The sequence below is a fragment of the Bradyrhizobium sp. GW821-FHT12B03 genome, assembly GCF_058807535.1.
In genome coordinates this window covers 355092-376904 of the sequence record NZ_JBXAQU010000005.1, presented here as the reverse complement: position 1 = coordinate 376904, position 21813 = coordinate 355092, and the positions used below count along the sequence as shown (strand labels likewise).

18 protein-coding genes are annotated in these 21813 nt (G+C 64.5%); 13 read left to right on the top strand and 5 right to left on the bottom strand.

Going from position 1 to position 21813, the window contains the following annotated elements; all coding sequences use genetic code 11:
- Positions 1-28 precede the first annotated feature (28 nt).
- A complete protein-coding gene (locus AC1RUR_RS13280; RefSeq protein ID WP_492844579.1) occupies positions 29-535 on the bottom strand; it encodes a YciE/YciF ferroxidase family protein in 507 nt (168 codons plus the stop codon).
- Between the two features lie 428 nt (positions 536-963).
- Here AC1RUR_RS13280 and AC1RUR_RS13275 point away from each other — a divergent pair, with 428 nt between their 5' ends.
- The 3 genes from AC1RUR_RS13275 to AC1RUR_RS13265 all read left to right on the top strand — a co-directional run bounded on the left by AC1RUR_RS13275 (position 964) and on the right by AC1RUR_RS13265 (position 6555).
- Positions 964-2046 carry a lysylphosphatidylglycerol synthase transmembrane domain-containing protein gene (locus tag AC1RUR_RS13275; protein ID WP_492844577.1) on the top strand — a complete coding sequence of 361 codons (1083 nt, stop codon included), beginning with the start codon at positions 964-966 and terminating at the stop codon, positions 2044-2046.
- Between the two features lie 79 nt (positions 2047-2125).
- Entirely contained in the window at positions 2126-4078 is a 1953-nt protein-coding gene (locus tag AC1RUR_RS13270) for an SGNH/GDSL hydrolase family protein (RefSeq protein ID WP_492844575.1), read from the top strand.
- 704 nt (positions 4079-4782) lie between these two features.
- Positions 4783-6555 (top strand): tetratricopeptide repeat protein, encoded by a 1773-nt coding sequence (locus tag AC1RUR_RS13265; protein WP_492844573.1) that lies wholly within the window; start codon positions 4783-4785, stop codon positions 6553-6555.
- A gap of 88 nt (positions 6556-6643) precedes the next feature.
- Here AC1RUR_RS13265 and AC1RUR_RS13260 read toward each other — a convergent pair whose 3' ends face one another.
- Positions 6644-7153 (bottom strand): hypothetical protein, encoded by a 510-nt coding sequence (locus AC1RUR_RS13260; RefSeq protein ID WP_492844571.1) that lies wholly within the window; start codon positions 7151-7153, stop codon positions 6644-6646.
- A gap of 424 nt (positions 7154-7577) precedes the next feature.
- On the opposite strand from AC1RUR_RS13260, the gene AC1RUR_RS13255 reads away from it, so the two are divergent.
- The 6 genes from AC1RUR_RS13255 (at position 7578) to garD (ending at position 15523) form a co-directional block, all read left to right on the top strand.
- A complete protein-coding gene (locus AC1RUR_RS13255) occupies positions 7578-8930 on the top strand; it encodes an MFS transporter (RefSeq protein WP_492844569.1) in 1353 nt (450 codons plus the stop codon).
- Positions 8931-9057: 127 nt separating this feature from the next.
- Positions 9058-9963 (top strand): LysR family transcriptional regulator, encoded by a 906-nt coding sequence (locus AC1RUR_RS13250; RefSeq protein WP_492844567.1) that lies wholly within the window; start codon positions 9058-9060, stop codon positions 9961-9963.
- Positions 9964-10085: 122 nt separating this feature from the next.
- Entirely contained in the window at positions 10086-11030 is a 945-nt protein-coding gene (gene kdgD, locus AC1RUR_RS13245; protein ID WP_492844565.1) for a 5-dehydro-4-deoxyglucarate dehydratase, read from the top strand.
- Positions 11031-11054: 24 nt separating this feature from the next.
- The gene (gene gudD / locus AC1RUR_RS13240) at positions 11055-12398 is read left to right on the top strand and encodes a glucarate dehydratase (RefSeq protein ID WP_492844563.1); all 1344 of its coding nucleotides are present in this window, start codon (positions 11055-11057) and stop codon (positions 12396-12398) included.
- 18 nt (positions 12399-12416) lie between these two features.
- Complete coding sequence (locus tag AC1RUR_RS13235; RefSeq protein ID WP_492844561.1) at positions 12417-13865, top strand: aldehyde dehydrogenase family protein; 1449 nt, start codon at positions 12417-12419, stop codon at positions 13863-13865.
- Positions 13866-13981: 116 nt separating this feature from the next.
- Positions 13982-15523, top strand: coding sequence for a galactarate dehydratase (gene garD, locus AC1RUR_RS13230; protein ID WP_492844559.1), 1542 nt, complete (start codon positions 13982-13984; stop codon positions 15521-15523).
- Between the two features lie 4 nt (positions 15524-15527).
- Here garD and AC1RUR_RS13225 read toward each other — a convergent pair whose 3' ends face one another.
- Both AC1RUR_RS13225 and AC1RUR_RS13220 read right to left on the bottom strand, forming a co-directional pair.
- Positions 15528-16268: a hypothetical protein gene (locus AC1RUR_RS13225; RefSeq protein WP_492844557.1), complete on the bottom strand. Its 741-nt coding sequence runs from the start codon at positions 16266-16268 to the stop codon at positions 15528-15530.
- Between the two features lie 2 nt (positions 16269-16270).
- Entirely contained in the window at positions 16271-17164 is an 894-nt protein-coding gene (locus tag AC1RUR_RS13220) for a MipA/OmpV family protein (RefSeq protein ID WP_492844555.1), read from the bottom strand.
- A 339-nt stretch (positions 17165-17503) separates the two neighbouring features.
- Here AC1RUR_RS13220 and AC1RUR_RS13215 point away from each other — a divergent pair, with 339 nt between their 5' ends.
- The 3 genes from AC1RUR_RS13215 to AC1RUR_RS13205 all read left to right on the top strand — a co-directional run bounded on the left by AC1RUR_RS13215 (position 17504) and on the right by AC1RUR_RS13205 (position 20009).
- Positions 17504-18184 (top strand): response regulator transcription factor, encoded by a 681-nt coding sequence (locus AC1RUR_RS13215; RefSeq protein WP_492844553.1) that lies wholly within the window; start codon positions 17504-17506, stop codon positions 18182-18184.
- Positions 18181-19545: a sensor histidine kinase gene (locus tag AC1RUR_RS13210; protein WP_492844551.1), complete on the top strand. Its 1365-nt coding sequence runs from the start codon at positions 18181-18183 to the stop codon at positions 19543-19545. Before AC1RUR_RS13215 ends, AC1RUR_RS13210 begins: the two co-directional genes overlap by 4 nt.
- Positions 19546-19739: 194 nt before the next feature.
- Positions 19740-20009, top strand: coding sequence for a hypothetical protein (locus AC1RUR_RS13205; RefSeq protein ID WP_492844549.1), 270 nt, complete (start codon positions 19740-19742; stop codon positions 20007-20009).
- Between the two features lie 48 nt (positions 20010-20057).
- Here the strand turns inward: AC1RUR_RS13205 and AC1RUR_RS13200 are convergent, their stop codons facing one another.
- Positions 20058-21188 (bottom strand): L-dopachrome tautomerase-related protein, encoded by a 1131-nt coding sequence (locus tag AC1RUR_RS13200; protein ID WP_492844643.1) that lies wholly within the window; start codon positions 21186-21188, stop codon positions 20058-20060.
- Positions 21189-21393: 205 nt separating this feature from the next.
- On the opposite strand from AC1RUR_RS13200, the gene AC1RUR_RS13195 reads away from it, so the two are divergent.
- On the top strand, positions 21394-21810 hold the full coding sequence (locus tag AC1RUR_RS13195) for a winged helix-turn-helix transcriptional regulator (RefSeq protein WP_492844547.1): 417 nt from the start codon (positions 21394-21396) through the stop codon (positions 21808-21810).
- Positions 21811-21813: the final 3 nt, after the last annotated feature.

Here is a 21813-nt window from a genome sequence, read left to right as displayed (position 1 = left end):
CGCGGCGCCTTCGTGGCTAGGTTTGGCCTTAGCTCGCCGCGCGCAGATTGACCTTGCTCTCGGCAAGCGCCGTGAGCTTCTTGTCGGTCGCCTTCTCCTCCTCGAGCGTCTTGGCGAGCACGGCGGCGCAGTCGCTCCGGCCGAGCTGCTTGGCCCAGGCGATCAGGCTGCCATAGCGGACGATCTCGTAGTGCTCGGCGGCCTGCGCGGCATTGATCAGCGCCGCGTCCAGCACCGCCTTGTCGGCGACTTCACCGGCGGTCTCGTCGGCCTCCTCGATGATGCCGTCGATCGCCGGGCAGTCGACTGCCTTCACCTGCGCACCGTGCATCTTGAACACTTCCTCGAGGCGCTTGACGTGCTGCTTCGTCTCCTCGAGGTGCGTCAAAAAGCCCTGCTTCAGCTGCGGGTCGGTGGCTTTATCCGCCATTTTCGGCAGCGCCTTGGTGAGCTGCTGCTCGGCATAATAGATGTCCTGGAGCTGGTGCACGAACAGGTCGTTCATGGTCTTGATGTCCTTGGTGAACAGTCCCATCGTTCCGGTCCTCTCGGGTTTCGGGAACACGACAGCACCGGCTTGCACGAAAAGCCGCGTATTCCGCCATGTTCGATTGCTGATGGGGCGCTAACGGGCACGCGGCATCGACGTTCCAAAAAAGCCGGCATCGCTTGCGCTGGAACAATGCCGCGGGCGGCACGATATGAAACCATGCCGACGGATGACCGCGCGATCCGGGCCGGGTCTTGCGACTCATATGCTTAACGCGCACCCGATGTGAACCGCGTATGACAGAAGTGGCCGGTCCGACGCAGAACCTATCCTTGTCAAGGGCTGCACAAGCCGCTGTTTTTGCCTTAAATGAGCTACATCATGCCTAGCGATCGACGCCCAGCCCGGGCCGTGATCGCACCCGACCGGCCAATGTCTGGCCTGGTCGGTCTTGCCCCCCGCCGGGAGGATGAATGCACGGACTGCTGCCCGCGTTGAAGCGCGGCTTCAAGAGATGGATTGGCTGGCGACGGCTCGGAATTGCCGCGAGCGTCTTCATCATTGCCTTCGCAATCACCACACTGGTGCGGACCCTCAAGGGTATCGATACCGGCGTCATCCTGACCGCATTGACCGAGATTCCCCGCGCCAATATCGGGCTGGCGGCGATCTGCGTGTTCTTCGCGTTCTGTACGCTGACCTTCTACGACTTTTTTGCACTGCGAACGATCGGCAAGAAGCACGTGCCCTATCGCATCGCAGCGCTGTCCAGCTTCACGTCCTATTCGATCGGCCACAACATCGGCGCCACGGTGTTCACGGGCGGCGCGATCCGTTTCCGGATCTATTCGGACTATGGGCTGAACGCGATCGACGTCGCGAAAATCTGCTTCCTGTCGGGCCTGACCTTCTGGCTCGGTAACATCTTCGTGCTCTCGATCGGCATGGCGATCCATCCGGATGCCGCCTCCTACATGGATCAGCTGCCGCCGTCGATCAACCGGCTGATCGCGCTCGGCGGCCTCGCCTCGATCGGCGCCTATCTGGTCTGGCTCTGCATGGGCGAGAAGCGCCGCGAGCTCGGCCAGAAGGGCTGGAAGGTGGTGCTGCCGTCGGCACCGCTGACGCTGGTGCAGATCCTGATCGGCGTGGTCGATCTCGGCTTCTGCGCGCTGGCGATGTACCTCCTGGTGCCGGCCAGCCCGTCGATCGATTTCCTGTCGCTCGCCGTCGTGTTCATCCTGGCGACGCTGCTCGGCTTCGCCAGCCATGCCCCGGGCTCGATCGGCGTATTCGATGCCGCCATGCTGGTGGCGCTGCCCGAATTCGGCCGCGAGCAGCTTCTGGCGACCCTGCTGGTGTTCCGCATCCTCTATTTCGTGATCCCATTCGGCCTCGCCATCTCCATCATGGGCACGCGCGAGCTCTGGATGAATGTGGTCGAGCCCTGGCAGGAACGGCGGCGGCTGGCGGAGGCCTGCGCCCAGGCCAACCTGCCCAAGCAGGTGGCCGCGATGGAGCGCGAGCGGTCGCTGCGGCAGGCCAACAAGCGATAAAGCGGTCAAACAAAGGTTGCAGGCGGAGGAGCAATCCTCTCTTATTTCCGCCTCAACTTTGCCGTTGAACACGCGGGCCATGATCCGATCATCTCTTCGCACCTTCTTCGCAGGCGCCCTGCTGCTTGCCGGGATTTTGACCGCCTTGCCGCCCGAGCGCGCAGCCGCGCAGGACGCCGGCGCCATGCAGATTTCCTGGGAGGTGCGCAACCGCTTCCGCCTGTTCCGCGAGGAGCGCGACTTCCTGCTTCACGAGGAGAATGCGCGCAACCGCAGCATCCTCGCCGCCGAGCAGTCGCTGGAGCTCCAGAGCGAGGGCCGCGGCTGGGCCCGCAACATGGTCAACCGGCTCTGCATCGACCTCCAGGGCCGGGTCAACCAGCCCTGCACCCGCGACAACGTCAAAGAGAACTACATCACACCCATCGACCATCCGGTGACCGTGCGCCTGACCGGCGCGGTGCCGGTCGGAGCCACCTGCGCCTGGTCGTTCGACGACGGCGACGGACCGCAGACCTCGACCTTCGACTGCGCCGAGCCGATCAATCTGCGCGTCCGCTACGGCAAGCAGACGGTCGCCAGCGTGGACGTCTCCTCCGGCTCCGATCCGACCCAGCGCGTCCAGGCCGAGATCCAGGTCCGCGACATCTTCGTCGCAGGCCTCGGGGACAGCATCGCCTCAGGCGAAGGCAATCCCGACCGGCCACTGGCGCTGTCGGATGACGGTTTCTGCTTCCGCTCCTATCTCGGCACCGCCGGTGCGCAGTATTACCGGCCGAGCCGCGCCGGCTACAAGGGTGGCCGCGCCTGCGAAGCGCCGGATACGCTCGCCAACTGGCAACACTACAGCGCGCTCTGGTTCAACGCGCCCTGCCACCGTTCGCTCTACAGCTACCAGGCCCGCACCGCGCTGGCGCTGGCCGTGCGCTACACCCACATCGCGGTGACCTTTCTGCCGCTCGCCTGCACCGGCGCCAGCATCGGCGACGGACTGCTGGGCTCGCAGCGCGCCCGCGAATGCCCGCCCGGCAAGACCGGCGTCTGCAACACCAGCGTGAACGCGCAGGTCGCCGAGCTGCGTGAAGCGCTCACCGCCGCCAGGAAGCGCCAGCCGGATCGCACGCTCGACCTCGTGCTGCTCTCGGTCGGCGCCAACGACATCTACTTCTCCGGGCTCGTCGCCGACGTTATCGTCGACACCGCGACCGAACGCGCCCTGTTCCGCCGCTCCGGCGTGATGGCAAGCGTCGACGACTCCCGCGACGCGCTGGCGCGCGAGCTGCCGCAGAATTTCGTCAAGCTGCGCGAGGCGCTGAAGCCGCTGGTCGGCGGCGATCTCTCGCACGTGGTCTACGTCTCCTACGCCAATCCGGCCCTCGCCGATGGCGGCGTGCCCTGCCGCGGCGGCCGCGCCGGCTTCGACATCCATCCCGCCTTCAACGCCGATCCGCAGCGCCTCGCCCGCGTCTCGACCTTCGTCGACACTGAATTCCTGCCGCAGCTGAAAGGGCTCGCCACCTGCACCCGCGGCGCGCTGTGCCGCGATCCCGAAGCCGATCGCATGACCTTCGTCGATACGCATCAGGCTGCGTTCGCCGATCACGGCTTTTGCGCCCATTCGGGCAACGACCCCGAATTCGACCGCACCTGCTTCGCCGAGAACGGCCAGAGCTTCAATCCTGATATCGTGAGCGCGGCGAGCCAGCCGATGCTGTGCGGTCGCGGCGCCTCGGAATATCGCGCTTACCTGCCCCGCGCCCGCTGGATCCGCGACGCCAACGACAGTTACTTCGCCGCGATGACCTATCCGCAAGGCCTGCCGGCGGCGAGCCAGCCGACCGACATCCACGACGCCACCTGGGGCGTGCTCTCCGCCGTCTATGGCGGCGCCGTGCATCCAAGCGCCGAAGGCCATGCCGCGATGGCGGACGCGGCGCTGCCGGCTGCGAGCGCGGTGCTCGGACTGGACGCGGCACCGCCGGCCGTCACGCGCGGGCTGCTGACACCGCTGCTGCCGAGCGCGCGGCAGTAGCGCACGGCGCTGAAACCCGAACGCACCGCGCACGATTACGCTTTGCTCGATCGGTTGCCTGGGGCGTGAGCGCCTGAAGAGTCGCGCATCTGCACAGCATTGATGCCGAGCGCCGGCTCCAGAAGCAATTTCACCCAGCCAGCAATCCGGTGCTGCCTGACGCGGTAAGGGCACAGATCGAAGCGACGCACGACGCGTCGCCTTCGAGCAGGACTCAGCGGGCTCGCGACACAATATGTGCGGACCACGATCACGCGTGGCGCGATCGCTGCCCGCGAATCAACCGCAGGCACTGTGATGACTTCGGCTAGCGCTTTCTCGCGATCGTAACGGTATCTCACACGGCGACGTAACAACCGCATCGCAAATTTCGGGCGATGATCCGCGCCAGAGCTTGGAGACGGCATCGCGCGTCAGCCACTCATGCTGCAACGCTACTGTTACGGCGTAGCATCGGAAATGGATGTGTGAAAGGTTGTTACATCAACGGCGCGAGTCAAATAGCGATTACGCCCGTGTCAATTCAAAATCCAACACTGCGATCACTCTCAAAAATGATCAGAGAATGGGCAGCAAGGCGGTGAAGATTTTCTTCACTGCCTGTTGCCTGGTCAGTCCATCCACTCCGTGTGCAGGCATTTGAGTCGACGGGACCGCAGCCCGCGTGGAAAAAGATATGAGAATTTGGAATAGGGTATCAGTCTTTGTCTGGGAATACGCCGTCTGCAACACCCCCGGCCGATCGGGCCGCGATCATCAACGCTCTCAATACTCTCCTGGAAGATCCGGCCTTCGAGGCGTCGGCGCGCAACAAGCGCTTCCTGCGCTTCGTTGTTGAAGAAAAGTTGGCCGGCCGCGGCGACCGGATCAAATCCTACACGATCGCAGTCGACGTCTTCGGGCGCATGCCTGATTTTGACGGATCGGTCGATCCGATCGTCAGAATCGAGGCCAGCAGACTGCGCAACTCGCTGGCAAGCTACTATGCCAATTCCAACAACAAGGCCCGGATACAATTTTCGCTCCCCCGTGGCAGCTACGTGCCGGAAATCAAGGACATCGAAAATCCCCCGAGCAGCCACGACGGCGGGCGAATGCCGGCCGTCGCGTCACGCTCCGGCGGCGACGCGCGGCCGGCTTTCGGATCTGCGTGGCGGAAATTCCGCAAGAGCGGGCCAGCACGGTGGATGCTCCCGGCGGGACTGGCAGCGATTGCCGCGGTTGCGATCATCGTCGGCATAAAACCCTGGCTGGTTCGACCGACGCCCGTCCTCGAGCCGTTGCTTTTCGTCGATCAGGTCGAGCCGCTGACGGATGACGAGCCGACGCGACTCCTGGCGCGGACGCTCAGCCAGTCGCTGATCTCAGCGCTCCAGCAATTCGACGGCCTGGCAATTTCAGCGAAGTCGCGCGGCGACAGCCACGCGATCGTCCAACTGCTCGCAGAGAATCCGGGCCGATCGGTGTATATGCTCGCATCGGAACTCCGGATCGACCACGATACCGTGCGTCTGTGGTGGCGCCTCAGCGATCAACGCACTATGGAGGTCTACTTTACCTCGACCCAACAGGGGCCCTGGAATCAGAACGAGACCTCGACCGAAGAGCAGATCGCACAGAAGATCGCTACCGCGATCGGCTATCGCAACGGCCTCGTGAAATCGTTCGAAGCCCGCACGCTGCCGGATCCGCCGCCGCCCGGATATCTCTGCGTGCTTTGGGCGCAGCGTTACCCGCTATCGATGAATCAAAAGACCCATGCGACCACGCGAGACTGCCTGGAGCAGACGGTCGCCATCCTTCCCAACTACGCCGACGCCTGGGCCTACCTCGCGACCATCTACGCCGACGAGGCCCGTAACGGTTACAACCTGAACAGGGCAAGCGGACAGGCACTCGCACAGGCGAAGGATGCCACAGCCAAGGCACTTCGGCTGGCACCGTTCGCCGCATCGAGCCATGTGGCGTCGATGATCGTGAGTTTTCAGGACGGCGACTTCAACGGGTTCGAGGAAGCTGTTCGGCGCGCCCTCGAAATCAGTCCCGCCGATCCGAAGGTTCTTGTGATCGCCGGCAACCGGCTTTGGGCGATCGGGCACTTCGAGGAGGGCACCAAGTTGCTGAGCAAAGCGCTGGCCATCAACAAGAACCCGGGGCCGTTCGACAATCTCGTATTGGCCTCAGACGAATATCGGCAGGGACATTATCAGCAGGCGATCGCCATGCTGACATCCAAGCCGGTCGGTTTCTACATGACCTCCGCAATGCTCGCGGCATCCTACGGTCAACTTGGCGATCGCAACGCCGCTCGCCCGCATGTCCGGAAGCTGCTCGAGCTGCGTCCCAACTACGCGCGTGAGATGCGCGAGGATTTCCGTGACCGCCATGTCGTCGACTCCGTTACGGACACGATCGCTGACGGGTTGAAGAAAGCGGGCCTCGAGATTGTCGACGCCGACGCCGGTCCGGCGCCATGACGGCTGGTCGAACCGTCGTCGCGCTCCCTCCCGACTTGCGCGGATCGCGCGCCAAAGCCTCTCTGGCCACGTCTCGAAGACGGCTCAACTACCTGCCCGACCCAATTTGCCGCGGCGAGAGAGTCACGACGGCCTCCTCCAGAAGGCCACTGAACTCGACCAGAAGGATCGCCAGGTGTGGCAATCGTTTCAACTGGTCGTCGACGGTGGCAATCGAGCGCTCACCCCGAGCGAATCGCCGAAGCAAGCGCCATTTTCCGAAGGCAACCTTGTGAACGGTTCCAGAAGCGTATTCGACCGACCCCCACAATTGCCTCGACTCGATCAACAGTTCGCCGGCGATCTTGTCCATCAGCACCACGAGCGTCATGATGTCCCCGATCGCGACGGCGGACCCGCGCAACCGCCTCGACGGATTGTCACCGGCTCGCAAATTGATAGGCGTTTCCGCCGACACCCTTTCGTGCATTTCGCCCAGCAGGGTCAGCAATGTCGCAAACCGGTCGCGTGCGGCGTGAACAAGACCTTCCAGCAGCGAAAAATGGGCCTGCATGGACACCGGCACGACGACATTCGGTTCGCTCAATTCGGGTTTCATCAAATCCTCCGCTGAAGCCTCAAGTATGGCTGGCGCTGCATCGCAGCATGCCCTGCGGAAATTTCATGGATGTGCGTCGATTGGACAGTAACCGAGCCGAAACATCACGCAGATCAACCGTTACGAGGCCGACAGCACTGCTTGCATTTACGAATTCTTAGTCGGTCCGTCCGCTATCACCCTTTGGACTAGACCGAGAGACCGCGATGCAGAGAACTTCCTTGGTGGTCCTGGCTTTCGCCCCGCGAAAGCCAGGACCACCAAGGTGCAAGGCCTCGGCTCCCACACCTCCCAGCGTTTTCACCCGCCGTTCCATCAATCCAAAAACGGCATCGATCGATACCCCCTTCAACTTGGACACTTTGCTGCGCGCGCCTCTAGGAGTCGTCGTGAGGAAACGTTTCGAAGTTCAAGGAGGCGCCTGATGAGCGCAGTGGTGTCGGCAGCGGACGTGAGGAGGTCTCGCGTCAGGCTGTTCATCGTGACCATGCTGTTCCTGGTCACGACCGTGAATTATGCCGACCGCGCCACGCTGTCGATCGCCGGCCCCGCGCTCTCAAAAGAGCTGCATCTCGATCCCGTCGCCATGGGCTGGATCTTCTCGGCGTTCGGCTGGTCCTATGTCGTTGCGCAGGTGCCGGGCGGCTGGCTGCTCGACCGCTACGGCTCGCGCCTCGTTTATGCCTTCAGCATCATCGTCTGGTCGCTGTTCACGATGATGCAAGGCTGGGTTGGCTTCCTCAGCGCCGGCGCCGCCATCAGCGTGCTGTTCGCGCTTCGCCTCCTCGTCGGCGTCGCGGAAGCGCCGTCCTTCCCCGCCAACGCCCGCATCGTCGCCGCCTGGTTTCCCGGCAATGAGCGCGGCACCGCGTCGGCCTTCTTCAATTCCGGCCAGTATTTCGCCACCGTGATCTTCGCGCCGCTGATGGGCTGGATCGCGCACGATTACGGCTGGCGCTACGTCTTCTTCGTGATGGGCGGGCTCGGCGTCATCATGGGCCTCGTCTGGATCAAGACCGTCTACGGCCCGAAGGAGCATCCCGGCATCAACGAGGCCGAGTTCGACTACATCAAGGACGGCGGCGCACTGGTCGATCTCGATGCGCCGAAAGACGATCTGAAGCAGGAGCGCGCGCCCGAGGCCGGCTCCGGATGGGACCACATCCGCCAGTTGCTCTCCAACCGCATGATGCTCGGCGTCTATCTCGGCCAGTACTGCATCAACACATTGACCTATTTCTTCCTGACCTGGTTCCCGGTCTACCTCGTCAAGGAGCGCGGCCTGTCGATCCTGCAAGCCGGCTTCGTCGCGACGCTGCCAGCACTGTGCGGCTTCATCGGCGGCGTGCTCGGCGGCATCATCTCGGATGCGATCCTGCGCAGCACGGGTTCGCTGACCATGGCGCGCAAGATCCCGATCGTCGGCGGCATGCTGCTGTCGATGTCGATCATCGCCTGCAACTATGTCGACGGACAGGCGATGGTGGTCGGCTTCATGGCGCTCGCCTTCTTCGGCAAGGGCATCGGCGCGCTCGGCTGGGCGGTCGTTTCCGATACGTCGCCGAAGGAAGCCGGCGGCGTCTCCGGCGGCCTGTTCAACACCTTCGGCAACCTTTCCTCGATCACCACCCCGATCGTGATCGGCTACATCCTGGCCGCGACCGGCTCCTTCAACGGCGCGCTGCTGTTCGTCGGCGCCAATGCCCTGGTGGCGGCATTCGCCTATCTCGTGGTTGTGGGCAAGATCGAGCGGGTGGTGCTCAAACGTTCCTCCTGAGAGCTCCGGGAAAATCGGAGCGGACCAGGCAACTCAACGGCGGCTCGAAAAGCCGCCGTCTTTGTTTCGGGGGAGATCGATGCTAGAAGTGCCGGGGAAGCGCCTTATCCATCTAAGGCATGTATCGATGTTCGACCTCAACCAGCTCCGCTGTTTCGTCACGGTGGCGGAGGAATTGCATTTCGGCCGCGCCGCCGCGCGGCTGAACATGACCCAGCCGCCACTGTCCCGGCAGATCCAGGTGCTCGAGCACATCATCGATGCGCCGCTGCTGGAGCGCACCAGCCGCTCGGTGCGCCTGACACCTGCGGGCCGCAGCTTCCTGCCGGAGGCACGGCGCATCCTCAAGCTTGCGGAAAGCGCCTCGCAGGTCGCCCGCCGCATCGCGCTCGGGAAGACCGGCTCGCTCAAAATCGGCTTTACGGCCGCGGCCGCCTACGGCTTCCTGCCCGAGCTCGTCGCAGCCTGCCGGGCCAAGCTGCCCGAAGTCGATTTCTCGCTGAAGGAGATGGTCTCCGGCGACCAGTTCGAGGCGCTCGGCTCCGGTCAGATCGACGCCGGCCTGCTCAGGCCGCCGATCGCGCGCCCCGAAGTGGCCAGCCGCCGCGTCGTCGCCGAGCCCCTGCTCGCCGCGATCCCCAAGAAGCATCCGCTGGCGAATGCGGAGAGCATCACCATCAAGGATTTCGACGACCAGCCCTTCGTGATGTACTCGCCCTATGAGAGCCGCTACTTCCACGACCTGTTGGTGGCGCTGTTCACCCGCGCCGACGTGCTGCCGCGCTATGTCCAGCATCTGAGCCAGATCCACTCGATCCTCGCCATGGTCCGCGCCGGCCTCGGCCTTGCCATCGTGCCGGCCGCGGCCGCAAGCCTGAAGATCTCAGACGTACGGCTGCGGCCGCTGAAGCTGCGCAACCGCGTCCCGGTCGAGCTGTTCATGGTCTGGCGCCGCGACGACGAGAATCCGCTGCTGTCGGCGCTGGTCAAGATCGCGGGTGAATTGTCCTCGGCGGAGATGGCGGAGGATTGATGCTCAATCCGCATCGGTCGATATAGGCTTTGGCTTGGACGCGCATCGAACCGTCTCCTAAACCACCGCGCATGGACGCGCAGGCTTGCGTCCTCCACAACACGCAATAGGGAGCCGCGCCCATGAGCAAGATGACCCCGCAGGAAATGGCCCAGAAGATCGGATCGGGCCTGCTGTCCTTCCCCGTCACGCCCTTCAAGGCGGACTTCTCCTTCGACGAGGCGACCTACCGCGCCAACATGGACTGGCTCTGCGGCTATGATGTCGCAGGCCTGTTCGCCGCCGGCGGCACCGGCGAGTTCTTCTCGCTGACCCCGACCGAGGTTCCTGAGGTCGTCAAGGTCGCCGTCGACGAGACCAAGGGCCGCGTGCCCGTGCTCGCCGGCACCGGCTATGGCACCGCAATCGCCCGCGAGATCGCAATCGGTGCGGAAAAGGCCGGCGCCGACGGCCTGCTGCTGCTGCCGCCCTATCTCACCCATTCCGAGCAGGAGGGCCTTGCCGCCCATGTCGAGGCGGTCTGCGCCGCCGTGAAGATCGGCGTCATCGTCTACAACCGCGACAATGCCATCCTGCAGCCCGACACGCTGGCCCGCCTCGCCGAGCGCTGCCCGAACCTCGTCGGCTACAAGGACGGCATCGGCGACATCGAGCTGATGACCCGCGTCTACACCAAGCTCGGCGACCGCCTGACCTATGTCGGCGGCCTGCCGACCGCGGAGACCTTCGCGCTGCCCTATCTCGACATGGGCGTCACGACCTACTCCTCCGCCGTGTTCAACTTCGTTCCGGAATTCGCCACCAATTTCTACGCCGCCGTGCGCAAGCGCGACCATGCGACGATCCATGCCGGCCTGAAGGATTTCATCCTGCCGCTGATCGCGATTCGCAACCGCAAGAAGGGCTATGCCGTCTCGATCATCAAGGCCGGCATGAAGGTGATCGGCCGCGACTCCGGCCCGGTCCGTCCACCGCTGACCGATCTCACCGAGCAGGAGATCGCGGAGCTGGCCGCGCTGGTGAAGAATCTGCCCGCCATCCGATCGTCACAACAGGCTGCAGAATAACAAGACAACAGGGAGGAGCGTGCGATGGCCGAGACCAATATCTCCGGTGCACCGGTCGTTACGGCGATGCAGGTGATCCCGGTCGCAGGCCGCGACAGCATGCTCCTCAATCTGAGCGGCGCGCATGCACCGTTCTTCACCCGCAACATCGTCATCCTCACCGACAATGCCGGGCACACCGGCGTCGGCGAGGTGCCGGGCGGGCAGAAGATCTGGCAGACGCTCCAGGATGCGCGCGATCTCGTGATCGGCAAGACCGTCGGCGCGATGAACAACATCCTTGCCGACGTCCGCACCGCCTTCGCCGATCGTGACGCCGGCGGCCGCGGCAAGCAGACCTTTGATCTCCGCGTCATGATCCATGCGGTCACCGCGATCGAATCCGCGCTGCTCGACCTGCTCGGCCAGCATCTCAACCTGCCCGTCGCCGCCCTGCTCGGCGAAGGCCAGCAGCGCAAGAGCGTCGAGACGCTCGGCTATCTCTTCTTCGTCGGCGACCGGCGCAAATCCAAATTCGACTATGTCAGCGGCGAAACCGGCAAGCTGGAATGGTTCGACCTCCGCCACCAGGAGGCGATGACGCCAGAGACCGTGGTGCGGCTCGCGGAAGCCACCCACGATCATTACGGCTTCGCCGATTTCAAGCTCAAGGGCGGCGTCTTGCGCGGCGAGCAGGAGATCGAGGCGGTCACCGCGATCGCAAAACGCTTCCCCAACGCGCGCGTGACGCTGGACCCGAACGGCGCCTGGTCGCTCGACGAGGCGATCAGCCTCTGCAAGGATATGCACGGCATCCTCGCCTATGCCGAGGACCCCTGCGGCGCCGAGGCCGGCTTCTCCGGCCGCGAGATCATGGCCGAGTTCCGCCGCGCCACGGGCCTGCCGACCGCGACCAACATGATCGCCACCGACTGGCGCCAGCTCTCCCATGCGCTGCGCCTCGGCGCAGTGGACATTCCGCTGGCCGATCCCCACTTCTGGACCATGCAAGGCTCGGTGCGCGTGGCCCAGACCTGCCGCGACAACGGCCTGACCTGGGGCTCGCATTCCAACAACCACTTCGACATTTCGCTGGCCATGTTCACCCATGTCGGCGCCGCCGCCCCCGGCAAGGTCACCGCGATCGACACCCACTGGATCTGGCAGGACGGCCAGGCGCTGACCAGGGAGCCGCTCCAGATCAGGGGCGGCAAGATCGCAGTGCCGGACAAGCCCGGCCTCGGCATCGAAATTGACCGGGCTGCCATCGAAACGGCGCATGGCCTCTACAAGCAGCATGGACTTGGGGCACGCGATGACGCTATGGCCATGCAGGACCTGATCCCGGGCTGGACGTTTGACGACAAGCGCCCGTGCCTCGTGCGCTAAGAAACTCTGGAGGAATACATGACTGCGATCCTGAAGAACTTCATCGGCGGCGAATGGGTCGACGGCTCCGGCGTCACCAGGAACATCAACCCCTCCAATACCAACGACCTCGTCGGAGAGTACGCCAAGGCCGACAAGGCGCAGACCGAGAAGGCGATTGCCGCCGCCAAGGCCGCTTTCCCGGCCTGGGCGCAGTCGACGCCGCAGGTGCGCTATGACGCGCTGAACAAGATTTCGCTCGAGATCCTCGCCCGCAAGGAAGAGCTCGGCCGCCTGCTCGCCCGCGAGGAAGGCAAGACCCTCCCCGAGGGCATCGGCGAGGTCGCCCGCGCCGGCCAGATCTTCGCGTTCTTCGCCGGTGAAGCGCTGCGCCTGATCGGCGAAAAGGGCGCCTCGGTTCGCCCCGGGCTCGACGTCGAGCTCACCCGTGAGCCGGTCGGCATCATCGGCATGATCACGCCCTGGAATTTCCCGATCGCGATCCCGGCCTGGAAGATCGCGCCGGCGCTCTGCTACGGCAACACCGTGGTGTTCAAGCCCGCCGAGCTGGTGCCGGGCTCCGCGCACGCGCTGTCCGAGATCATCACCCGTTCCGGAATTCCGGCAGGCGTGTTCAACCTCGTGGTCGGCTCCGGCTCGGTGGTCGGCCAGACGCTCCTTGAGCATCCGGATGTCGCCGCGATTTCCTTCACCGGCTCGGTGCAGACCGGCCGCAAGATCGCGCAGGCCTGCGTGCTCTCGAACCCGATGAAGAAGTTCCAGCTGGAGATGGGCGGCAAGAACCCGCTGGTCGTGCTCGACGACGCCGACCTCAAGACCGCCGTCGAGGTCGCCGTCAACGGCGCCTATTTCTCCACCGGCCAGCGTTGCACGGCGTCCTCGCGCCTGATCGTCACCGAAGGCATCCACGACCGCTTTGTCGCCGCGGTGGCCGAGCGCCTGAAGGGCCTGTCGGTGGACGATGCGCTCAAGGCCGGCGTGCATATCGGCCCCGTGGTCGACCAGAGCCAGCTCGACCAGGACCTGCGCTACATCAAGATCGGCCAGGACGAGGGCGCCAAGCTCGCCTTCGGCGGCGAGCTGCTCAAGCGCGAGACGCCCGGCCACTATCTCCAGCCGGCGCTGTTCACCGAGGCCAACAACAACATGCGCATCGCGCGTGAGGAGATTTTTGGCCCGGTCGCCGCCGTCATCCGCGCCAGGAACTACGAGGAAGCGCTGGCGATCTCCAACGATACCGAGTTCGGCCTCGCCTCCGGCATCTGCACCAGCAGCCTGAAATACGCCTCGCACTACAAGCGCAACAGCGAGTCCGGCATGGTGATGGTCAATCTGCCGACCGCCGGCGTCGACTATCACGTGCCGTTCGGCGGCCGGAAGGGCTCGAGCTACGGCGCCCGCGAGCAGGGTTCCTATGCGCGCGAATTCTACACCACGGTGAAGACGGCTTATACGTATCCCGGCTAATAGCTACCATCGTAGGGTGGGTTAGCGCAGCGTAACCCACCTCTTCTGGTTCGACGGATGCAGACAGTGGTGGGTTACGCTGCGCTAACCCACCCTACAAATCCCGGAGTCCTTCCATGGACCAGGACGTCGCAGCGAAAGAGCAGCCCCGTTACATCAAGCTCAACGAGCGCGACAATGTCGCGATCGTGGTCAATGATTTCGGGCTTCCCGCCGGCTCGCGCTTCGCCAGCGGGCTGACGTTGCGCGCCTTCGTTCCCCAAGGGCACAAGACGGCGCTGGTCGACATTGCACAGGACGCGCCGATCATCCGCTATGGCGAGGTGATCGGCTACGCGCTCTCGCCGATCCTGGCCGGCGAATGGGTGGACGAAGCGCGCATCCGCATGCCGGAGGCCCCTGCCCTCGACAAGCTCGAAATCTCGACCGCCGTCCCCGCGCCGCTGCCGCCGCTCGAGGGTTTCACCTTCGAGGGCTTTCGCAATTCCGACGGCTCGGTCGGCACCAAGAACATCCTCGGCATCTCCTCCTCCGTGCAATGCGTCAAGGGCACGATGGAATATGCGGTGAAGCGCATCCGCGCCGAGCTGTTGCCGAAATATCCGAATGTCGACGACGTCGTGCCGCTGACGCACGCCTATGGCTGCGGCGTCGCCATCAACGCGCCCGACGCGGTGGTGCCGATCCGCACGCTGCAAAACCTCGCGCTCAATCCCAATTTCGGCGGCGAAATTCTGGTGATCAGCCTCGGCTGCGAAAAGCTCGCGCCCGAGCGGCTGGTGCCGGAAGGCATCAGCGATGCCATCGTCCGCATGCAGGACGAGGCTTTCGACGGTTTTGGCGCGATCGTCGACGCGATCATGACCCAGGCCGAAGCTCGTTTGAAGATCCTCAACAAGCGCACGCGCGAGACCTGCCCGGCCGCCGACCTCGTCATCGGCCTGCAATGCGGCGGCAGCGATGCGTTCTCTGGCGTCACTGCGAACCCCGCCGTCGGCTTTGCCGCCGACCTGCTGGTGCGCGCCGGCGCCACCGTGATGTTCTCGGAAGTCACCGAGGTGCGCGACGCGATCCAGCTCCTCACCCGGCGCGCCATCAACGAGGACGTCGGCCGCGCACTGGTGCGCGAGATGGCCTGGTACGACTCTTATCTGGCTCGCGGCGGCGCCGATCGCAGCGCCAACACCACGCCCGGCAACAAGAAGGGCGGCCTCGCCAACATCGTCGAGAAGTCGCTCGGCTCGATCGTCAAGTCCGGCTCGTCCGCGATCACCGGCGTGCTCTCGCCCGGCGAGAAGGCAACGCAGAAAGGCATGCTGTTTGCGGCAACGCCGGCCTCCGACTTCATCTGCGGCACGCTCCAGCTCGCCTCCGGCATGACGCTGCAAGTGTTCACCACCGGCCGCGGCACGCCCTATGGCCTCGCAGCGGCGCCCGTGATCAAGGTCGCGACCCGCAGCGAGCTCGCGCGGCGCTGGAAGGATTTGATCGATTTCGATGCCGGGCGCATCGCCACCGGTGAGCAGACCATCGAGGAGACCGGCTGGGATCTGTTCCGCCTGATCCTCGACGTCGCCAGCGGCCGCACCAAGCCGTGGTCGGACCGCTGGGGCATCCACAACGATCTCACTCTGTTCAATCCGGCGCCGGTGACCTGAGGAGTCACTGACTTTCCATCAGGTGCATGTCGCTCAGCGTGACCGGAAGGCTGCGCATGATGAGATCCGTGATCGCCGTGCGCAGCCGTTCACCCGACGCCGGACCGTCAAACGTCTCGTCCACCGGCCCGCTCGGGCCGGCGAGCCGCATGGTCCCCGTGTTGTCGAGCGGCGCGGCCGCCCGCTTCTCGATCACGTCGAACGACTTGCCGTCGATCACACGGACCTCGTAGAGCGCGTGGATCAGACCGTAGTCTGCAAGCAGTGTCCGGTATTGGGCGAGCCCGACGCCCTCGACGTTGCGGCCATTGCCGAGTTTCGATCTTGCCCTTGTGATGACGATGTAGGCATCCACCCCCTGCGGGGCGACGTCACTGCGAACCAGCTCCTTGAACGGATCGCTGCGCAGCAGATTGACGGGCGCGACCGCTGAATCCCTGATCGCGGCGAACGCGGCGCGTCTGTAGCTCACCGCCTGCACGCGAAAGCGTGGGCTCAAGAGCTTCGTCGCCTGCTGAACGATCATGTCGTCGAGCCCCCAGGCGCTGATCGAGGCGCTTTGCCCGGTGTTGCCGAGCGCGGTCAGCCCGGCCTGCGTCAGGCTCATCTCCTCGCCGATGGCCGAGACGATGCCGACGGTCTTGATCGCCTGGAGACGCGTCGCGCGCGTCTCGAACGCCGCAGCGGCTCCGAGGACGGCGGAAGCGATCGCACAGGCGAGACCCAGAATGACTCTGCGGCGCATACCTATCGAATCCTGAAATCGAACGAATAGGACGCACCGAGGCCGATGGTGGTCTGGTTCGACGACCCCCGCAGCTTCACGAGCGGGCTGTCCGCGGCGTCGCCGAGCAGCTTCTCGTATTCGACATAGGCGTGGACCTCCCACTGGGGATTGATGCGATAGGAGATCTGGCTGCCGAAGCCGACCGAGTGCGCACCGCCCCTGGCATCGTACATCGGCAGTCCCGACGCCAGCGCCTGCGCGGCATCGACGCCGAAATACGGCGCGGTCGCCTTGGTGCTTTTCCAGGTGAAGCGCGGGCCGGCCGAAATCGTGAGCCGCTGGATCAGCGGGACGATGACGTCGGCGGAGACGTCGGCCACCGTGCCGGCATGGCCGCCCATGCCCTGGCGCAATTCGCCGCGCAGGCGCAGCCAGTCGACGGGATAATATTCGACGAAGCCGCCGAGCTCGTATGCCGCCTTGACGTCGCCAAGGCCGGTCAGCTCGGAATATTTGTCGCTCTTGCGCGACGAGACGTATTTGAATGCGGGCCCTGCGCGAAAATTGCCGACGTCGAGCAGCGCAATGCTGGCGCTGTCGCGCGGCCCGCGAAACTGATCGATCGATCCGGCACGACGAATGGAAAAGATCGGGATCGGACGGAATTTTCCGTTCTTCGACCCGACGAAGTCCGGCGTGTATTCGCCGCCGATGCCGACCATGACGGTCCAGTTGCCGGAGGGTGAAGGCAGCATCGGCACATCGAACGGCGGAGCCGGCAGCGTGAACGTGGTCTGCGCCGTTGCAGACTGCGGGATCGCCATGATCGCGCCGAGTGCGGCAAGGAATGCGCTCAGCAGGCTCGGCTGCGCGCGCGCCGCACGATCGAGAGCGGCTTCGTCAAAATGCTTCATTACGGGGCCCCGGACCGGCCATGCAGACCTGGTCGACTTGTGTGGTTGGAGCCCCAGCATGTGGTCCGGCAAAATTGCCCCAAGATTGCAAGGCGCCAAGGCCGTCGTTGCAATCCATTCCCGGCGCGCCCCCGGACCAACATTGCCCGAACATTGCCCGGGACACGTTCACGCCGCTGACTTTGATCGCGCCTGCCGGTCGGCACCCGCGGCCCTGCCTTTTATTCGCCAAGCTCACTGCCTTAAAGGGAACCTCGCGCACGAACCGAAACGCCGGAATTCGGCCGGAGAGCGTCAAGGTCGGGGTTCGTTGCCCCAGCAGAGTCAAGGACGGCCCGCGTGCGCTCCCTCGTGATCGAAGACGAACCGCAGATCGGCGCCTATGTCAGCCGCCTGCTCGGCCAGTTGCACGGCGTCGTCGACCTCGTCGGCTCGATTGCCGACGCCCGGCAGGCGCTGAACAATTTCAAGTACGATCTCGCCATCGTCGACCGGATGCTGCCGGACGGCGATGCGCTCGAGGTGGTCACGGCGCTCTGCCGGTCGCCGGAACGCCCCGCGATCATCATGCTGACGTCCAAGGACGCCAAGGAGGATGTCGTCGACGGCCTCAACGGCGGCGCCGACGACTATCTCGGCAAGCCGTTCGAGCCGCAGGAGCTGATTGCGCGGGTGCGCGCCGTCTTGCGGCGGCCGCGGCTGCTTGCCCCCGCGGTGCTGTCGCTCGGCAATGTCGAGCTGCATCTCGGCAGCAACGAAGCGGTGGTCGCCGACACCAAGATCCTGCTGCGGCGGCGCGAGGCGCTGATCCTCGCGGCGTTATTGATGCGGCGCGACCGTGTCATCACCCGCGCCGCCTTGATCGAGGAGATCTACGGCTTCGACGACGAGATCGAATCCAACACGCTCGAAGCGCAGGTCTCGCGCCTGAGGAAGAAGCTGGCCGCGCTCGGCGGCGACGTCGAGATCCGCAGCATGCGCGGCATCGGCTACATCCTGCGTCTGGCAACACCGCGATGACGTCGATCGCCCGGACGTTTGCGCTGTCGCTCGGCATCGCCGCGACGACGATCTTCCTGATCATGCTCGGCCTTTTCATCTGGCGCTATCCGATGGAGGAGCGCGAGTTCAGGGCCTGCCGGGTCGTGGCCGCCGTTCTTGATCGCGCAACCACAGTCGAAGGGCAAAACCTGACGGTGCGCCCGACTCCCGCCCTCGAAGAGCTGAAGGCGGACAGCCCGAACCTGTGGTACGTCGTGTCCGCGGGCGAGCTGGTCAGCGAGTACGGCAGCGAACGCCGACCCGCCCTCCCCTTCGCGTTTCCCTATCACGGCCCGGTCGGCTCATCGGTCTTCAGCACACTCGACCAGAAGAGCACCTTCTGCCTCGCCGTCATGCAACGGGGTTCGTTGCAGCTCGCGATGATGGTCGGCGAGCCTCACGTCCGTTTCGGTCGGCTTGCAAGAAACTTTCTCATCCGCAGTGTCTTTTCGATCATGCTGCTGGCGCTGGCCTTTGCCGCGACCGTTGCCGTCGGTGCGGCGCTGGCCGCGCGTTTCGTCTCACGCGGTATCGAACGGGTGGCGCTTCGCGCGCTCGCGATCGACCCAGCAGCACCACAAGGTCTGATCTCCCTGTGCGAGGTCCCTCGCGAGCTGAAGCCGCTGGTCGAGGCGCTGAACCGCGCCTTCGGCGAGATCGACGCCTATATCCGGATGCAGCGCCGCTTTCTCGGCAATGCCGCCCATCAGCTCCGCACGCCGCTGACGCTGATGCGCGCGAAGATCGAGGACGTGCCCGAGCCGGCCCTGAAGATCGAGCTTGTGCGGGACGTCCGCCGCCTTACCTCGCTGGTCTCCGCCATGCTCGACCTCGCGCGCCTGCAGAATCATGCGATCGAGACGCGGCCGATCGATCTTGCCGAGATCACGCTGGACGTGCTGGCCGATTTCGGCCCCTCGGCGCTGGACGCCGGCATCGAGCTTGCGCTGGAGCGGGCCGACCAGGGACCGTTCCTGGTACAGGGCGCGGACGCCGCCATTCGCAGCGCGCTCGCCAATCTCGTCGGCAACGCACTCATCCACGCCCGTGGCGCGCGGCGCATCACCGCCACGCTCGGCCGCGATGGCATCTCGATTCACGATGACGGCGCGGGCCTGCCCGCTGGCGCCGAACACGGGCTCACCGAGCCATTCCAGACCGGCAACGGCGCGGGCGATGGCGCGGGCCTCGGCCTGTCGATTGTCCGCGAGATCATGGCGGCCCACGGCGGCGAGCTCGTCATCTCGTCCGCACCGGGTCGCGGCACGACGATGAGCCTGCGCTTTCCCGCCGCCACCGCGCCGGTCAAATCTCCGCAGCTCGATCTGCAAGTGCGCTAAGCGAGGCGCATCGGCTCTTCCCGCGAAACCGTCCGGAAACATTGGCGCAGGAAAACTTCTTCCTCGTTTCGTCCCTTCGCATCAAGCAACCAATATATTCGCCCCAGGCGATGGGAATGTTCGCACACAAGCGAACCTGTTGCTGCATCGGCGCGACCAAACCTCCGATTGCCATCCTCCACGGAGATTTTCCAATGCGTGTTCTCTCGATGATTGCCGTTGCCGGCGCGATGATTGCAAGCTCGGCCGGGGCGCTCGCCGGCGAGCTTCCCTCTTACGAAATGAAGTCGTTTCCGATCTCGACAACTCAGGTGCAGGTGCTCGGCGGCGCCGGCGTCGAGGAGCAGTCCGCAGCGCCCGCGATGATCGTCGCCGGCATGCCCGCTTCGCCCGCGCAGCTCTCGGTGCTGTCGCCCCGCGTGAAGCGGCTCGCGAGCGCCAACGTGGCGAACGAAGAACGCTAAGACAGTTTCCGGCCCCGGCTGCCCTTGCCGGGGTCGTCGCCCTCACCGTCAGCGTGAGATATAGCCTGCGGCGATCGGCTTGAACCGATAGATCAGATACGGCGTCTTGTTTTCCGCCTTCCCGCCATGGAACATCGCCGCTGCGGAGACCTGAGACGCGGACACGTACATGTACCCGTCGGGAGAGGCAGTAATCCCGTCCGGCCACACCATGTCCGGATCGCTCAGATAGGTGCGAAACTTCCGATCGGTCCCGACGACGCCAATCGATTTGGTCTCGACCGCAGTCAGGTAGATGTTGCCCGCATAGTCGATCGACAGGCCGCCATTGTTCGGCTTGTCCGAGTAGCGTTCCACCCTCGCGCTCAGCTCTTCGGCGGGCAGCTTCTCGTTGCCGAGGTCGGTGGCCTTGATGCGGTAGAGCGACCGGCCGCTGAGCGGCGCGAAATACACCCATTCGGACCTGGCATCCATCGTGATGCCGTCGCAGCCGACCTTGATGAGCGAAGGTTTGCCGTCCTTGCCGGGCACCGTCAGATCATTGCCGTCCACGGTGATCGGCACATTCTCGGGTACGGTGGATCGATCGCCGTCCAGCACGCGCCGGGCGACACCCGTATCCATGTCGATGACGATGATCGCAGCGTGAGACCCATCGCCACCGGGCCCGATGTTTTCGTCGGCGATGTAGAACTTCCGGTTCTTCTGGTCGATCACGATATCCTGCGGCTGAGAGCCTTTCACGGTCACGGGCTCCGGCATGTAATAGATGCGCTCCAGCCTGTTCGTGCGCGTGTTCCAGCCGACCAGCTTCGGCGTGATCTGTGTCCGGAATCCCATGTCGATTATCCACACGACACCGCTTTCGTCGGAACGAAGGCCCAGTACGTTGTCGAGGTACTGGTCGGTCCCTTTTCGCGGCGTATTCCATTCCGCATTTGGAAACGGCTCGAACGTCGTCGGCGACGTCAGCCGCGCCACACGAACGTCGGGGCTAAAGAATGGATGGTGGCTGAAGATCAGCTGGTTGTCGGGCGTAAACGCAATGTTGCCGACCGACTGGGGAAGCTTCGCGAAGACTTCCGCGTTGCCGCTTCCGCTCTCCGCACAGGCTCCGCCCGTGACGACTGCCGCCGACAGAAAAATGACCAGTCGAATTCCTCTCCTCACACTTAGCATCGCTCCCACCCTGTGTTTTGTAAGGTTGTTCCTGCAGGCGCTCGGTCTGCGCCGACTGCTGCCGCAGGATTTGAATGCAGAGATCCCTACCGAGCCGAGGCCGTTACGCCCCGCTGATATCTATCTTTGCGAGAGCCACGATGCGCGCTAAATTAGGGACTGACAATTACGCACAGGCCAGTCCTCTAGTATCACGGAGTGAACCATGCAGAAGCTCGGCAGCAAGAGCTATGATTGTGCTGTGGGATGCCCCGTGGAGGCCACCCTCGATCTGATCGACGGCAAGTGGAAGGGCGTAATTCTCTATCACCTGCTCGACGATACGATTCGCTTCAACGAACTCAAGCGGCGCCTGTCCCGGATCACACAGCGCATGCTGACGCGGCAGCTCCGCGAGCTCGAGGCGGCCGGCCTCATCCATCGCGAGATCTATGCGGAGGTCCCGCCGCGGGTCGAATATTCCTTGACGGCGCTTGGGCGCTCGCTCGAACCGGTCGTTCGCATGCTCTGGACATGGGGCAATCAGTATCTCGCGACGGAAGCGGCCCGTGCCGGCGCGGTCGACGGCGCCGTTTCGCTCTCGCCGCGGGTCAGACGGAGCCTGCCAGCAGGCCGCGCGTAGCGC

Bases quoted from the DNA above. Each gene is read 5' to 3' on its own strand.
- AC1RUR_RS13260 (WP_492844571.1), bottom strand. From the start codon at position 7,153: ATGAAACCCGAATTGAGCGAACCGAATGTCGTCGTGCCGGTGTCCATG.
- gudD (WP_492844563.1), top strand. From the start codon at position 11,055: ATGGCCGAGACCAATATCTCCGGTGCACCGGTCGTTACGGCGATGCAG.
- kdgD (WP_492844565.1), top strand. From the start codon at position 10,086: ATGAGCAAGATGACCCCGCAGGAAATGGCCCAGAAGATCGGATCGGGC.
- AC1RUR_RS13205 (WP_492844549.1), top strand. From the start codon at position 19,740: ATGCGTGTTCTCTCGATGATTGCCGTTGCCGGCGCGATGATTGCAAGC.
- garD (WP_492844559.1), top strand. From the start codon at position 13,982: ATGGACCAGGACGTCGCAGCGAAAGAGCAGCCCCGTTACATCAAGCTC.
- AC1RUR_RS13255 (WP_492844569.1), top strand. From the start codon at position 7,578: ATGAGCGCAGTGGTGTCGGCAGCGGACGTGAGGAGGTCTCGCGTCAGG.
- AC1RUR_RS13195 (WP_492844547.1), top strand. From the start codon at position 21,394: ATGCAGAAGCTCGGCAGCAAGAGCTATGATTGTGCTGTGGGATGCCCC.
- AC1RUR_RS13250 (WP_492844567.1), top strand. From the start codon at position 9,058: ATGTTCGACCTCAACCAGCTCCGCTGTTTCGTCACGGTGGCGGAGGAA.
- AC1RUR_RS13220 (WP_492844555.1), bottom strand. From the start codon at position 17,164: ATGAAGCATTTTGACGAAGCCGCTCTCGATCGTGCGGCGCGCGCGCAG.
- AC1RUR_RS13275 (WP_492844577.1), top strand. From the start codon at position 964: ATGCACGGACTGCTGCCCGCGTTGAAGCGCGGCTTCAAGAGATGGATT.
- AC1RUR_RS13225 (WP_492844557.1), bottom strand. From the start codon at position 16,268: ATGCGCCGCAGAGTCATTCTGGGTCTCGCCTGTGCGATCGCTTCCGCC.
- AC1RUR_RS13280 (WP_492844579.1), bottom strand. From the start codon at position 535: ATGGGACTGTTCACCAAGGACATCAAGACCATGAACGACCTGTTCGTG.
- AC1RUR_RS13210 (WP_492844551.1), top strand. From the start codon at position 18,181: ATGACGTCGATCGCCCGGACGTTTGCGCTGTCGCTCGGCATCGCCGCG.
- AC1RUR_RS13235 (WP_492844561.1), top strand. From the start codon at position 12,417: ATGACTGCGATCCTGAAGAACTTCATCGGCGGCGAATGGGTCGACGGC.
- AC1RUR_RS13270 (WP_492844575.1), top strand. From the start codon at position 2,126: ATGATCCGATCATCTCTTCGCACCTTCTTCGCAGGCGCCCTGCTGCTT.
- AC1RUR_RS13200 (WP_492844643.1), bottom strand. From the start codon at position 21,188: ATGCTAAGTGTGAGGAGAGGAATTCGACTGGTCATTTTTCTGTCGGCG.